This is a genomic window from Mesoterricola sediminis, assembly GCF_030295425.1.
Lineage (GTDB): Bacteria > Acidobacteriota > Holophagae > Holophagales > Holophagaceae > Mesoterricola > Mesoterricola sediminis.
The window spans coordinates 4256607-4269501 of sequence record NZ_AP027081.1 but is presented as its reverse complement, the minus strand read 5'-3'; the positions used below and the strand labels follow the sequence as shown (position 1 = coordinate 4269501).

10 protein-coding genes and 1 pseudogene are annotated in these 12895 nt (G+C 67.9%); 8 read left to right on the top strand and 3 right to left on the bottom strand.

What is annotated here, in order from left to right; genetic code table 11:
* Nucleotides 1-5: 5 nt before the first annotated feature.
* From R2J75_RS18545 to R2J75_RS18535, 3 genes and pseudogenes are all read right to left on the bottom strand, one after another.
* Nucleotides 6-383, bottom strand: coding sequence for a GxxExxY protein (locus R2J75_RS18545; RefSeq protein WP_316410772.1), 378 nt, complete (start codon nt 381-383; stop codon nt 6-8).
* A gap of 136 nt (nt 384-519) precedes the next feature.
* A pseudogene (locus R2J75_RS18540) lies at nt 520-1247 on the bottom strand (IS5 family transposase).
* A gap of 192 nt (nt 1248-1439) precedes the next feature.
* A complete protein-coding gene (locus R2J75_RS18535) occupies nt 1440-3605 on the bottom strand; it encodes a nitric-oxide reductase large subunit (RefSeq protein ID WP_316410771.1) in 2166 nt (721 codons plus the stop codon).
* Between the two features lie 186 nt (nt 3606-3791).
* Between R2J75_RS18535 and nuoH the strand changes: the two genes are divergently transcribed.
* The 8 genes from nuoH (at nt 3792) to R2J75_RS18495 (ending at nt 12889) form a co-directional block, all read left to right on the top strand.
* Nucleotides 3792-4850, top strand: a complete 1059-nt coding sequence (gene nuoH, locus R2J75_RS18530; protein ID WP_243335558.1) for an NADH-quinone oxidoreductase subunit NuoH — start codon at nt 3792-3794, stop codon at nt 4848-4850.
* Between the two features lie 3 nt (nt 4851-4853).
* Nucleotides 4854-5417 (top strand): NuoI/complex I 23 kDa subunit family protein, encoded by a 564-nt coding sequence (locus R2J75_RS18525; RefSeq protein WP_243335559.1) that lies wholly within the window; start codon nt 4854-4856, stop codon nt 5415-5417.
* A gap of 5 nt (nt 5418-5422) precedes the next feature.
* On the top strand, nt 5423-5911 hold the full coding sequence (locus R2J75_RS18520) for an NADH-quinone oxidoreductase subunit J family protein (RefSeq protein ID WP_316410770.1): 489 nt from the start codon (nt 5423-5425) through the stop codon (nt 5909-5911).
* The gene (nuoK, locus tag R2J75_RS18515; RefSeq protein WP_316410769.1) at nt 5911-6240 is read left to right on the top strand and encodes an NADH-quinone oxidoreductase subunit NuoK; all 330 of its coding nucleotides are present in this window, start codon (nt 5911-5913) and stop codon (nt 6238-6240) included. Before R2J75_RS18520 ends, nuoK begins: the two co-directional genes overlap by 1 nt.
* Before the next feature lie 7 nt (nt 6241-6247).
* The gene (gene nuoL, locus R2J75_RS18510) at nt 6248-8161 is read left to right on the top strand and encodes an NADH-quinone oxidoreductase subunit L (RefSeq protein ID WP_243335562.1); all 1914 of its coding nucleotides are present in this window, start codon (nt 6248-6250) and stop codon (nt 8159-8161) included.
* Between the two features lie 9 nt (nt 8162-8170).
* A complete protein-coding gene (locus R2J75_RS18505; RefSeq protein ID WP_243335564.1) occupies nt 8171-9724 on the top strand; it encodes a complex I subunit 4 family protein in 1554 nt (517 codons plus the stop codon).
* Entirely contained in the window at nt 9724-11211 is a 1488-nt protein-coding gene (locus R2J75_RS18500) for an NADH-quinone oxidoreductase subunit N (RefSeq protein WP_243335566.1), read from the top strand. The genes R2J75_RS18505 and R2J75_RS18500 overlap by 1 nt, the downstream gene beginning before the upstream one ends.
* A 145-nt stretch (nt 11212-11356) precedes the next feature.
* On the top strand, nt 11357-12889 hold the full coding sequence (locus tag R2J75_RS18495; RefSeq protein ID WP_316410768.1) for an efflux RND transporter periplasmic adaptor subunit: 1533 nt from the start codon (nt 11357-11359) through the stop codon (nt 12887-12889).
* Nucleotides 12890-12895 lie beyond the last annotated feature (6 nt).

Here is a 12895-nt window from a genome sequence, read left to right as displayed (position 1 = left end):
GTCCATCAGCAGCAGCATTTCATTGAAATCGGATCATACGGGTACGGCGGCGCTTCGCTGGCCGCTCTTGCTACACCACTTGACGGGACTCGGGCGCGCATTCGCAGCATCCTATTGGAACGCGGAGGCGCGGAGGATCTCGCTGAGGCTCGCGGAGAAAGGATCAAGCCCACAAGCCCCCTCCACTCGATATCCAGGAAAACCTCCCGCTTCACCTTATGGCCGGCCAGTCTCAGGGAGTGCGCCAGACAGACCTTGTAGGGATCTTCCAGGAGTCCGTGCCCCAGAGCCTTCTGGATCTCGATGGCCTCCCCGATGATGGCCTGGGTGATCTCCTTGTGCGGATGATCCTCCCCGTCGACCTCTCCCCAATGCCTTCCCATCACGCCTCCCGTTGGGACGTGTCATTGGGAGGTGGCAGGTTCCAGGAGCGCTTTCCTCCGCGACCCTCTGCGAGATCCTCCGCGCCTCCGCGTTTCATAGGATCAATGAGGATCCGGAACGCTTGTCACCCTCCGCTCATAGCCTCAGCCAGATCACGATGCAGGCCAAAGCCACCTGGGCTGAGAAACTTCGCGCCGTTTTGTCGAACCTGGTGGCCAGCGCCCTGAACTGTTTGAGCTTGGCGAACCCATGCTCGATGGCATGGCGGGCCTTGTATAGGTGTGAGTCCCAGGCCGCCGGATTCTTGCGCCGGGGATGAGGTGGGATGACGGCTGTCGCACCCATGGCCTCGATCGCCTTCCTTACCGGGTTCCCATCGTAGGCCCGATCTCCGGACACGTACTCTGCCTGCCAACCGCACAGCAATCCTTCAGCAGACCGGCTTTCATGGGCTTGCCCCGGAGTGACCAGGAAATCCAAAGGATTACCGTGGGCATCGCAGATCAAATGGATCTTGGTCGAGCATCCACCCCGAGATCGTCCGAGCGCCTGGTTCCAGAGCCCCCCCTTTTGCCTGCTGAAGGTTGATGAGCGCGAAGGATGGTGCCATCCGGCATGACCCACTCCAGGTCGGCTTCCTTGCGCAGGAACTCCAGGATCCTTTGCCACACGCCGCGCTTGGTCCAGGCCTCAAATCGCGTGTACACGCTTGTCCAAGGTCCAAATTCCTCCGGCAGGTCCCTCCACGGCGCCCCAGTCCTGTGCCTCCACAGGATCGCCTCCACCATGGGACGGTTGGGGTGACGGGATCGCCCCATCCCTCCACGCTCTGGCGGAAGGAGCGGTTCAAGCTTTGCCCACATGGCATCGGTCAGGAAACTTCTCGGCATCGTTACCCCAGGAAAATTCGTGGTGTACGAGCCTTTACGTATGAGTACAAGTTAACTATTTATCTAATCTATAGATTCCGAACACAGCCTAGCCCGCCGCGCCGGCCCAACGAAAAGGACCGGGCCGGCGCGAACGCCGGCCCGGTCCAGCAGGCAGGACCCGGATCAGGCCTGCTTCCACTTCCAGGCGGCGAGGGCCGCCTTCACGGCGAAGACCGCCACGGCCAGGGCGCCCAGGCCGAAGATGACGTCGCCGGGGACGCGGAGCCAGGTGAAGCTGCGCATCAGGGGGCTCTGGACCACCTCGGCGCTGCGGGCGTACCAGGTGCCGTACTGGAGGCTCTGGACGATCTGGTGCAGGCCGCTGGGGATGAGACTCATGACGAGCATCAGGACGAGGCCGCCGTTGAGGCCCCAGAAGCCGATCTTCAGGAGCCGCGCGTCCCAGCCGGAATCGGGGGTCATGCCGCGCAGGCTGAAGAGCATCAGGGCGATGGCGAGGAAGCCGTAGACGCCGAAAAGGGCGGCGTGGCTGTGGATGGGGGTCGTGTTCAGGCCCTGCCCGAAGTAGAGGATGGAGGGCGGGTTGATGAGCATGCCGAAGACGCCGGCGCCCACCAGGTTCCAGAAGCAGACCGCGGCGAAGTAGCGGAAGGGCCACTCGTAGCCGCTCCCCAGGGCGCGGCCGGCGCGCAGGCTCTGGGCCAGCTCATAGCCCACGATGGTGAGGGGGACGATCTCCAGGGCGCTGAAGGTGGCGCCCAGGGCCGAGATGAAGGCCGGGGAGCCGGTGAAGTAGAGGTGGTGGAAGGTGCCGATGACGCCCGAGCCCAGGAAGAGGATCATGCTCAGGTTCACGCTGCGCAGGGCGGTCTTCTCGCGGAGCAGGCCCATGCGGGTGGAGAGGAGCGCGATGGCCACGGTGGCGAAGACCTCGAAGAAGCCCTCCACCCAGAGGTGGACCACCCACCAGCGCCAGTACTCGGCCAGGGCGATGTGCGTCTCGCGGTTGTACATGAAGCCCGCGGAGTAGAAGAGGGGGATGGCGACGGCGGCCAGGAGGAAGAGCTTCAGGAGGCCCAGCCGGCCCTTCTCGGCCGCGAGGGCGGGGCGGAGGGCCCGGACGACGAGCACGAGCCAGCCCACGAGGCCGACGGTGAGGAGGATCTGCCAGAGGCGGCCCAGCTCGACGTATTCGTAGCCCTGGTGGCCCAGGAGGAAGGACCCGGAAAGGCGGCCCAGGATCGCCTGCTGGCTGCCGGCGAGGGCGCCGACCACCACGACCACGAGGGCGAGGAGCAGGCCGGCCACGCCCAGGGCCTGGCCCTTGGGTTCACGGCCGGCAAGGCGGGGGCCCAGGAAGAGGCCGGTGGCCAGCCAGCAGGTGGCGATCCAGAAGACCGCCAGCTGGAGGTGCCAGGTGCGGCTGGCGGCGTAGGGCAGGATGCGGGACAGGTCCACCCCGTAAAGGGCGTTGGACTCGATCCCGAAGTGGACGGTCACCACGCCCATGAGCACCTGGACGAGGAAGAGGGCCATGGCCACGCCGAAGTAGATGGCGGACCAGCGCTGGCTGGGGGTGGCGGGCTGGGGCGCCAGGGCCTGGGGGGCGGGGAAGGGCTCCTCCTCCCGGGAGGCCTGGTACCAGACCATGAGGCCCACCCCGAGGATCAGCAGGACGATGGAGAGGATGCTCCAGAGGTGGCTGATCGGGGTGATCTGGTTGCCGGTGAGGGGCTCCTGGGGCCAGTTCTGGGTGTAGCTGACGGCCTCGCCGGGGCGGTGGGCCGCGGCCGTCCAGGCCGTCCACAGGAAGAAATCGGCCACCCGCTCCCCTTCCGCGAGGGTGGGGATCCAGCGGGCGGGGATGGACGCGTCCTTGTCGCCTTCGACCACGGTGCGGGCCAGTTCGAAGCGGGTCCGGGCGTAGGCCGACGCCTGGACCGGGTCCAGGGCCAGGGTGCCGGTGGCCGGATCATAGGTGTTGGCCTGGAACAGGGTCCGGGTCCGGGCCCGGGCCTCGGCCTCGGACAGGCCCTGGGCCCGCAGGCCCGCCAGGGTCAGCTCGGCCCAGCGGTGGAGGGCCTTGGCCGTCCAGTCCGGGGCCAGGTAGGCCCCGTGGCCCCAGATGGAGCCGATGTGCTGGCCGCCATGGCCCAGGTAGCTCTTCTGGCCTTCCAGGATCTGGCCCGGACCCACCAGGACCCCCTCGGGGCCCTGGACCGCCGCCGGGATGGGCGGGGCGTTCCGGGCGATGGACCTGCCGCCGATGCCCAGGACGCCGAAACTGGCGATGAGGACGAGGAACAGGATCAGCCAACGTTGTTTCATGGTTACCTCCGGCCTCCAGCCTGGGGGGCCGGGGCCGGGGGTGCCTTGACGGGCGTCAAGGGAACCCGCTTTTCCCCTTCCGGGAAGCCGCTATCCTAGGATCCACGCCGTTTGTCCTGACGACATCCCCCTGCTAATTTGGAAGCGCGGTGCTTCACCTTCGGAAGCCTGCCGGAAAGCTGCCTGATGGAACATTTCGCCCAACTCCTGCACCTGTCGCCCGCCATGGCCTGGATGGTCGTCAAGCTGATCATCGCCTTCGCGGCCCCCCTCGTCCTGGCCGCCGTCCTCACGTGGGTCGAGCGCCGGGGCGCCGCCATGATCCAGGACCGCATCGGTCCGAACCGGGCGGCGATCCTGGGCCGCTGGCGGCTGCTGGGCCTGGTCCAGCTCGCCGCGGACGGCATCAAGTTCTTCCTCAAGGAGGACCTGGTCACCCGCGACGCCAACAAGACCCTCTTCTGGCTGGCCCCCTTCATGGCCTTCGTGCCCGCCATGATGGGCTTCGCCGTGATCCCCTTCGGGCGCAGCTTCGTGGAGAACGGCACCGCCTACCACCTGAGCCTGCTGGATCCCGGCAACGGCATGGGCATGCTCTACCCCATGGCCATCGGGTCCGTGGCGGTCTACGGCATCCTCACCGCTTCCTGGAGCTCCAACAACAAGTGGTCCATCCTCGGCGGCATGCGCAGCTCCGCCCAGATGGTGAGCTACGAGATCGGCATGAGCGTGGCCGTCCTGGCCATCTTCATGACCACGGGCGGCTACGACCCCCACCAGATCATCGCCGCCCAGGATTCCGTCCTGCACTGGAACGTGGTCCGGCACTTCTTCGGGTTCCTGGTCTTCTTCACCTGCATGTTCGCCGAGACGAACCGCCTGCCCTTCGACTTCGCCGAGGGCGAGAGCGAGATCGTGGCCGGGTTCCACACGGAATACGGCTCCATGAAGTTCGCCCTCCTCCAGCTGTCGGAGTACGTGCACATCGTCGTGGCCTCCAGCCTCATCGTCACCCTCTACTTCGGCGGCTGGCAGGTGCCCTTCGTCAAGGATCCCGCCGTCCTCCTCTCCGTCCTCTCCTTCGCGGGCAAGGTCGTGTTCTTCTGCTGGGTCTTCATCTGGATCCGCTGGACGCTGCCCCGCTTCCGCTTTGATCAGCTGATGTTCCTGGGCTGGAAGGTCATGCTTCCCCTCAGCCTGGCCAACCTCCTGGTCCATGCTTACTTCATGCACCGCTGGGGTTGATCCATGGCCGTCGTCGTCAAGAAAGTCGAACTCAACTGGGTGGACCGCACGTACGTGATCCCCGTGCTCAAGGGGATGGCGATCACCATCGGCCACTTCTTCCGCCAGATCTTCACGCCCAGCCGGAAGCGCTTCACCGTGCAGTACCCCGACTGGAAGCGGGAGCCGGCCCCCGGCTTCCGGGGCCTCCACGAGCTCAAGCGCTTCGAGGACGGCTCCATCAAGTGCGTGGCCTGCTTCATGTGCGCCGAGGCCTGCCCCGCGCGGTGCATCACCATCGAGGCCGACGAGTTCGGCGACCTGAACCGGCTCCAGGGATTCGCCGAGAAGCGCCCGAAGAACTTCCAGATCGACATGCTGCGCTGCATCTACTGCGGCATGTGCGAGGAGGCCTGCCCCAAGGACGCCATCTGGCTGCGCAGCGACTACGAGCAGGCCTCGTACGACCGCCTCGGCATGCTCTTCGGCAAGTGGGACCTCATGAACACCTATGCGGACAAGGACGGCAAGGCCCGGATCACCCAGGATCCGACCCCCAGCGTCCCCCGCGCTCCCGGAAAGGCCTAGGCGCCATGTTCGCGATCTTCGCCCTCATCACCCTGTTCGGCGCCCTCTCGGTGGCCTTCCAGAAGAACCTGGTCGTCGCGGGCCTCTGCATGGTCCTGACCTTCTTCGGGGTCGCCGGGCTCTACCTGCTCCTCTCCAACCCCGTGGCCGCCGCCCTCCAGATCATCGTCTACTCCGGCGCCATCGTGGTGCTGGTGCTCTTCGTGATCATGCTGCTCAGCGCCCACGAGGAGGAGCCTGCGGGGCGGACGATGCCGATCCAGCGCTGGGGCTCCGCCGTGGTGGCCCTGGCCCTGGCCGCCGGCGCGGTCCGGGTCGTGCTCACCTCCGGGTTCATGCAGGCCATGAAGCCCCTGAAGATCCAGGGCCCCATGAACCTCAACCTGGTCGGCGTCGAGCTGTTCCGCGGCCACCTCGTGGCCTTCGAAGTCGCCGGCCTGCTCCTGCTGGCCACCATGATCGGGGCCGTGGCCCTGGTGAAGAAGGACCTCTGATGACCTCCCTGACCCCCATCCTCCAGGGAAACCTCCAGGGCTACATCCTGGTGGCCCTGCTCCTCTTCGTCATCGGGCTCTTCGTCGTGCTGAGCCGCCGCACGGTCCTGATCCAGTTCATGGGCGTCGAGCTGATGCTCAACGCCGCGAACGTGGCCCTGCTGGCCTTCGCCCGCGCCCGCGGCAACGACGTCCAGGCCACCGTCTTCTACCTCTTCATCATCGCGGTGGCCGCCTGCGAGGCGGCCGTCGGTCTCGCCCTGGTGGTCGGCCTCTTCCGCCTGCGCCAGACCACCGATTCCGACCGCGCCGACGCGCTCAAGCTGTGAGGGCCTGATGCTCAAGACCGCCTGGCTCATCCCCATCCTGCCCCTCCTGGGCTCCGCCTTCCACGGGCTCCTCGGACGCCGCGCCGGCAAGGCCGCCGTGACCGCGGTGGCCCTGGGCACCGTGCTGGCCTCCTTCGCCCTGGCCCTCATGGCCTTCTTCGCCGCCAAGGCCGCCCCCGGCCACCGGCTCGACCTGGTCTACTTCGACTGGATGGCGGTGGGCTCCCTGCGGGTGCCCTTCGGCCTCGTCTTCGATCCCCTCTCCACGGTCATGGCCCTGGTGGTCAGCGGCATCGGCGCCCTCATCCACCTCTACTCCGTCGGCTACATGTGGGAGGAGGAGGGCTATGCCCGGTACTTCTGCTACCTGAACCTCTTCGTCTTCTTCATGCTCACCCTGGTGCTGGGCTCCAGCCTGCCCCTGCTCTTCGTGGGCTGGGAGGGCGTGGGCCTCTGCTCCTACCTGCTCATCGGCTACTACATCGAGACGGACTACGCGCCGGCGGCGGGCCTCAAGGCCTTCCTCTTCAACCGCGTGGGCGACCTGGGCATGACGATGGGCATGATGGCCCTCTTCGGCGCCTTCGGGACCCTGACCGTCTCCGAGATCCTCGGCAAGGCGGGCCACCTGCCCCAGGAGGCCACCTTCGGCCTGCTCACCTTCGCCACCCTGATGATGTTCCTGGGCGCCACCGGCAAGAGCGCCCAGATCCCCCTGTACCTCTGGCTTCCCGACGCCATGGCGGGCCCGACCCCGGTCAGCGCCCTCATCCACGCCGCCACCATGGTCACCTCGGGCATCTACCTCATCTGCCGCCTGGCGCCCGTCTTCGTGCTGACGCCCACGACCCTGACGGTCATCGCCTGGACGGGCGGGGCCACCGCCCTCTTCGCGGCCACCATGGGCCTCTTCCAGCGGGACATCAAGAAGGTCCTGGCCTACTCCACCGTCTCCCAGCTGGGCTACATGTTCCTGGGCCTGGGCGCCGCGGGCTTCGCGGCCGGCTTCCTCCACGTGTTCACCCACGCCTGGTTCAAGGCCCTCCTCTTCCTTGGCGCCGGCAGCGTCATCCACGGCCTCCATCACCAGCAGGACCTGTTCCGGATGGGCGGCCTCAAGGCCAAGATGCCCGTGACCTTCTGGACGATGGCGATCGCCACCCTCTGCATCATGGGCTTCCCCGGCACCTCCGGCTTCTTCAGCAAGGACGAGATCCTCTACCTCGCCTACCTGAAGAGCCCGGCCCTCTGGGCCGTGGGCCTCGCCGGCGCCGCCTGCACCGCCTTCTACATGTGGCGGCTCATGGGCCTGGCCTTCTGGGGCGAGCCCCGGGACCACCACGCCTACGACCACGCCCACGAGAGCCCCTGGACCATGACCCTCCCCCTGGCCCTCCTGGCCGTGGGGGCCCTGGCCGCGGGCCTGCTGGGCATCCCCCGGATCTGGGGCGGCACCTTCGCCATCGAGCACTGGCTCGAGCCCTCCGTCACCTTCGGCATGGCCGAGGCCGGGGAGGCCGTGGAGCACGGCTCCCACGCCCTGGCCTGGGGCCTGATGGGGATCAGCACCGCCGTGGCCCTCGCCAGCGGCTTCCTGGGCTGGTCCATCTACCGCAAGGGCACCGCCGCCGAGGAGGCCTTCGAGGGCCGGCACCCCTTCCTCTACAAGGTGCTGGCCAACAAGTACTTCGTGGACGAGGGCGTCGAGGCCTTCATCCTGGCCCCGACGCGCTGGATGGCCAACCTGGCCTGGAAGTTCTTCGACGTCATCCTCATCGACGGCGTCGGGGTCAACCTGCCCGGCGCCGTCACCCGCATCGCCGGCGACTTCACCGCCCGCACCCAGACGGGCCGGGTCCGCAACTACGCGCTGGGCATGGCCTTCGGGACCGTGCTCCTGCTCTGGATCTTCTTGAAGTAGGACGCCCACGTGATCACGCCCTGGCTCAATTCACACCTCCTCACCTTCCTCGTGTTCGCCCCGTTCATCCTGGGGGCGGTCCTCCTGCTGTTCCCGGAGCGGCAGGCGCCGCTGGCCAAGCTCCTGGCCATCCTGGGCGCGACGGGCCTCCTGGCCATCGCGGCCGCCCACCTCTTCCGGATGCAGCCCGGCGCCGCCGGCGCGCTCTTCGTGGAGCGGAGCTACTGGTTCACCGCCGTGGGCGTGCCCGTGGAATACCACCTCTCCCTGGACGGCCTGAACTTCTGGCTCGTGATCCTGACAGTGTTCCTCGTGCCCCTGACCATGCTGGGGACCTGGAACAGCCTCACCAGCCGCGCCGGATCCGCCTTCGCCCTCTTCCTCATGCTGGAATCCGGCATGCTGGGGGCCCTGGTGGCCCAGGACCTGCTCCTCTTCTACCTGTTCTGGGAGGCCATGCTGCTGCCGATGTACTTCCTCATCGGCGTCTGGGGCGGGGCCGAGCGCAAGTACGCCGCCACCAAGTTCATGCTCTTCACCCTGGCGGGCTCCCTCCTCTGGCTGGTCGCGCTCCTGTATACGGCCGGCCACGCCGGGAGCTTCTCCCCCGAGGTCATGGCCCAGGCCGCGGCCCGCATGCCCGTGAAGGCCCAGAACCTGCTCTTCCTGACCTTCGCCCTGGCCTTCGCGGTCAAGGTCCCCCTCTTCCCCCTGCACACCTGGCTCCCCGACGCCCACACCGAGGCCCCCACCGCGGGCTCGGTCATCCTCGCCGGCGTGCTGCTGAAGCTGGGCTCCTACGGGTTCCTGCGCTTCGCCATCCCCATCTTCCCCGGGTCCGCCGTGCACTACGCCGGCACCCTCGCCGCCCTCTCCACGGTCGCCATCATCTACGGCGCCCTGGTGGCCATGATGCAGACCGACATCAAGAAGCTCGTGGCCTACTCCTCCGTGAGCCACATGGGCTTCGTGATGCTGGGCATCGCCTCCTTCACCGTGGTGGGCACCCAGGGCGCGATGCTCCAGATGCTGAACCACGGCATCTCCACCGGCGCCCTCTTCCTCCTGGTCGGCATGATCTACGACCGGGCCCACACCCGCCGCATCGCCGACTTCGGCGGCGTGGCCCTGAGGATGCCCGTGTTCACGGCCTTCTTCCTGATCGTGACCCTCAGCAGCATCGGCCTGCCCCTCACCAACGGGTTCACGGGCGAGTTCCTGATCCTGAACGGGACCTGGCTCTCCGGCTTCGGCTGGGGCCGCGCCACGGCCTGCTTCGCCACCCTGGGCGTCCTCCTGAGCGCGGCCTACATGCTCTGGATGGTCAAGCGCGTCTTCTGGGGCCCCGAGAATCCCGACCCCGAGAGCGGGACGCATCACCTCCACGCGGACCTCACCCCCCGCGAGATCGCCGTCATGCTGCCGCTGGTGGTCCTCATCTTCTGGATGGGCATCCACCCGCAGACCTTCCTGGGCCATTCCGAGACGCAGGTGTCGCGGGCCCTCGTCCAGGCCCAGGCCCCCGCGGCCCGGACCCCCGTGTTTGATGCCGAGGTGAAGTGATGTACCTCTCCGCGGGCGAATTCTCCGCCATCCTGCCCCTCCTCATCCCGGCCCTGGGGGCCTGCCTCCTGCCGCTGGCCGCCCTGGACAAGGACCAGGCGACGGTGAAGTGGGTCCGGGGCGCCATGTTCCTGATGGCCCTCTTCAGCCTCGCTGGCGGGTTCCTGTACGTCGCCCGCCTCTGGGCCTCGGGCGCCCAGCCGACCTACGGCCCCCTCCAGATGGACCGCCTGGGCCAGTTCGCCTGTATCTTCACCTACGTCGCGGCCGCCCTGGCGGTGCTCCAGCTGTGGGACCACCTCCACCAGGAGGGCTGGGTGAAGGGCGAGACGCTCTCCCTGCTGCTCTTCTCGGCGACCGGCATGGTCCTCTTCGCCAGCAGCTCCAACCTGATCCTCCTCTTCCTCGGCCTGGAGCTCCTGAGCATCCCCCTCTATGCGCTCACGGCCACCGTCCGCACCCGCCCCCAGGCCTTCGAGGGCGGCATGAAGTACTTCCTCACCGGCGCCGTGGCGGCGTCCTGCTTCCTCATGGGTTCGGTGCTCCTCTACGGCGTCACCGGCTCCATGGAGCTGTCCACCATCGGCCAGTTCATCGGCGCGGCCCGCCCCGACCCCCTGGTGCTGGTGGGGACCGCCCTCGTGCTGGGCGGGTTCCTCTTCAAGATCAGCGCCGTGCCCTTCCACCAGTGGACCCCCGACGTCTACGAGGCCGCGCCCCATCCCATCACCGCCTTCATGTCCGTGGCCACCAAGGCCGCGGCCGTCCTGGCCCTCCTGCGGGTGCTGGGCGCCGGCGTGCCCGCCCCGGGCGCCCTGCGCATCCAGAGCGCCGTGGCCGTGGTCGCCATCCTGACCCTGGTGCTGGGCAACCTGGCCGCCCTGGCCCAGGAGAACATCAAGCGCATGCTGGCCTACTCCAGCATCAGCCACGCGGGCTACCTCCTGCTGGGCGTGGTGGCCGGCACCGCCGAGGCCTACACGGGCATCATCTTCTACCTGGCCGCCTACCTGGCCATGAACATGGGCGCCTTCGGCCTCCTCAGCTGCTTCGGACTGGTGGGCGACCGAACCACCTTCGATGACGTGAAGGGCCTGGGCTGGAAGCGGCCCGACCTGGCCGTGCTGGCCACCCTCTGCATGTTCAGCCTGGCCGGTATTCCGCCCCTGGCGGGCTTCTATGGCAAGTACATGATCTTCAAGGAATTGATCCTCCAGGGCCACGTGGGCATGGCGGTGGCCGGCGTGCTGGCGAGCCTCGTGTCGGTGTACTACTACCTGCGGCTCCCGGTGGCCCTCTTCCTGGACAAGCGCAGCGAGAAGGCCGAGCGCGAGGATGCCGAGCGTCCCGGGTTCCGGGCGCCCCTGGCCGGTGCCGCCCTCCTGGTGTGCGGTTTCCTCGTGGTGGTGATGGGGCTCTTCCCCGGCACCCTCTACAAGGGGTTTGCCAAGCGGGTGGTCGAAGACGCCTTCCATATCGTTCGTTGATCGACCCCGTCCGCAGGCCCCCGGCGCCAAGGCACCGGGGGCCTGCGATCGTTTGCACAAAATCCGGAGACGTCTCAACCTTTTTGCCAATTGTTGCCTCACATGGCAAGGTAGAGATGTCTGAACCCTTGGTGGCGAGGTAGTCATGAATCGTAAGGCTTGGATTGGCGTCGGCGTGGCCATCGTCGCGGTGGGCGGCGGGGCCGCCCTCCTGATGCGGGGCGACAAGGATGAGGTGAAGTGGCGCACCGGGAAAGTGGACCGGGGCAACATCACCGCGCGCATCAGCGCCACGGGCACCCTCAACGCCCTCATCCAGGTGCCGGTGGGCACCCAGGTGTCCGGCCTGGTCACCAACCTCATGGCCGACTTCAACAGCCTCGTGAAGAAGGGGCAGGTCATCGGCAAGATCGACGAGACCCCCTGGATCGCCGCCGTCAACGACGCCAAGGCGACGCTGGAGCGGGCCAAGGCCAGCCTCTTCAACGCCGACAGCGACTACAAGCGGAACAAGCGCCTGTGGGAGCAGAAGCTCATCTCCGACGCGGACCTGGACGCCAAGGACCTGGCCCTGAAGACCGCCAAGGCGGCCGTGGATTCGGCCAAGGCGAACCTGGACCGGGCCAAGCTGAACCTGGACTACTGCACCCTCCGGGCCCCCGTGGACGGCGTGGTGGTCGCGCGCCTGGTGGACGTGGGCCAGACGGTGGCCGCCAGCTACTCCACCCCCAACATGTTCAACATCGCCGCCGATCTGTCCAAGATGAAGGTCCAGGCGGCCATCGACGAGGCCGACATCGGCCAGGTCCAGGTGGGCCAGCGGGCCTTCTTCACTGTGGATTCCTACCCCGAGAAGCAGTTCCGGGGGGTCGTGAGCCAGGTCCAGCTGAACCCGGTCATCAACCAGAACGTGGTCACCTACAACGTGGTCATGGAAGTCACCAACGAGCCCCGGGTGGCCGGCAGCGCTCCCGCCGAAGGCAAGGGCGGCGAGGCCAAGGGGGGCGAAGGCCGGCACGGCGACCGCCCCTGGAAGCGGGGCGAGGCCCCCGCCGGCAAGCCCGGTGAAGGCCCCGGCGCCCACCGCGGCGGGCCCCACGCCGGTGGGCCCCAGGCCGGGCCCCGCATGGAGCGCCTCGGCGGTCCCAAGACCGGCCTGACGGGTTCCCCCGCCACGGACCTGGAGGCCGGCACGGCCCGCTACATCGTGCCCGGCAGCCTCATCTACCGGGGCGACCTGGCCCTCTTCCCCGGCATGACGGCCAACTGCGCCATCGTCACCATGGAGCGCCAGGACGTGCTCCGGGTGCCCAGTTCCGCCCTGCGCTTCAACCCCAACGCCTTCCTCAAGGACACGCCGGCCCAGGGCCCGCGCCCGGCCCAGGGCGCCCCTGGCCAGGCCGGCGCGCAGGGCAACCGCCCGGCCGCGGCCCCGGGCAACCGCCAGGGCGGCGGCAAGGGCATGGTGGCCCGCCGCGAGGACCGCATCTGGATCCTCGAGAACGGCAAGCCCAAGGCCATCCCCGTCAAGGTGGGCGCCAGCGACGGCATGTTCACCGAGATCAGCGGCGACGGGATCACGGAGGGCATGAGCATCCTCCTGGGCGTCGAGGACCTGAAGAAGGCGGCGATGCCCGCGGCCTCGCCCCTCGGAGGCCCCGGCGGGCCGCGCCGCTAGGGCGCG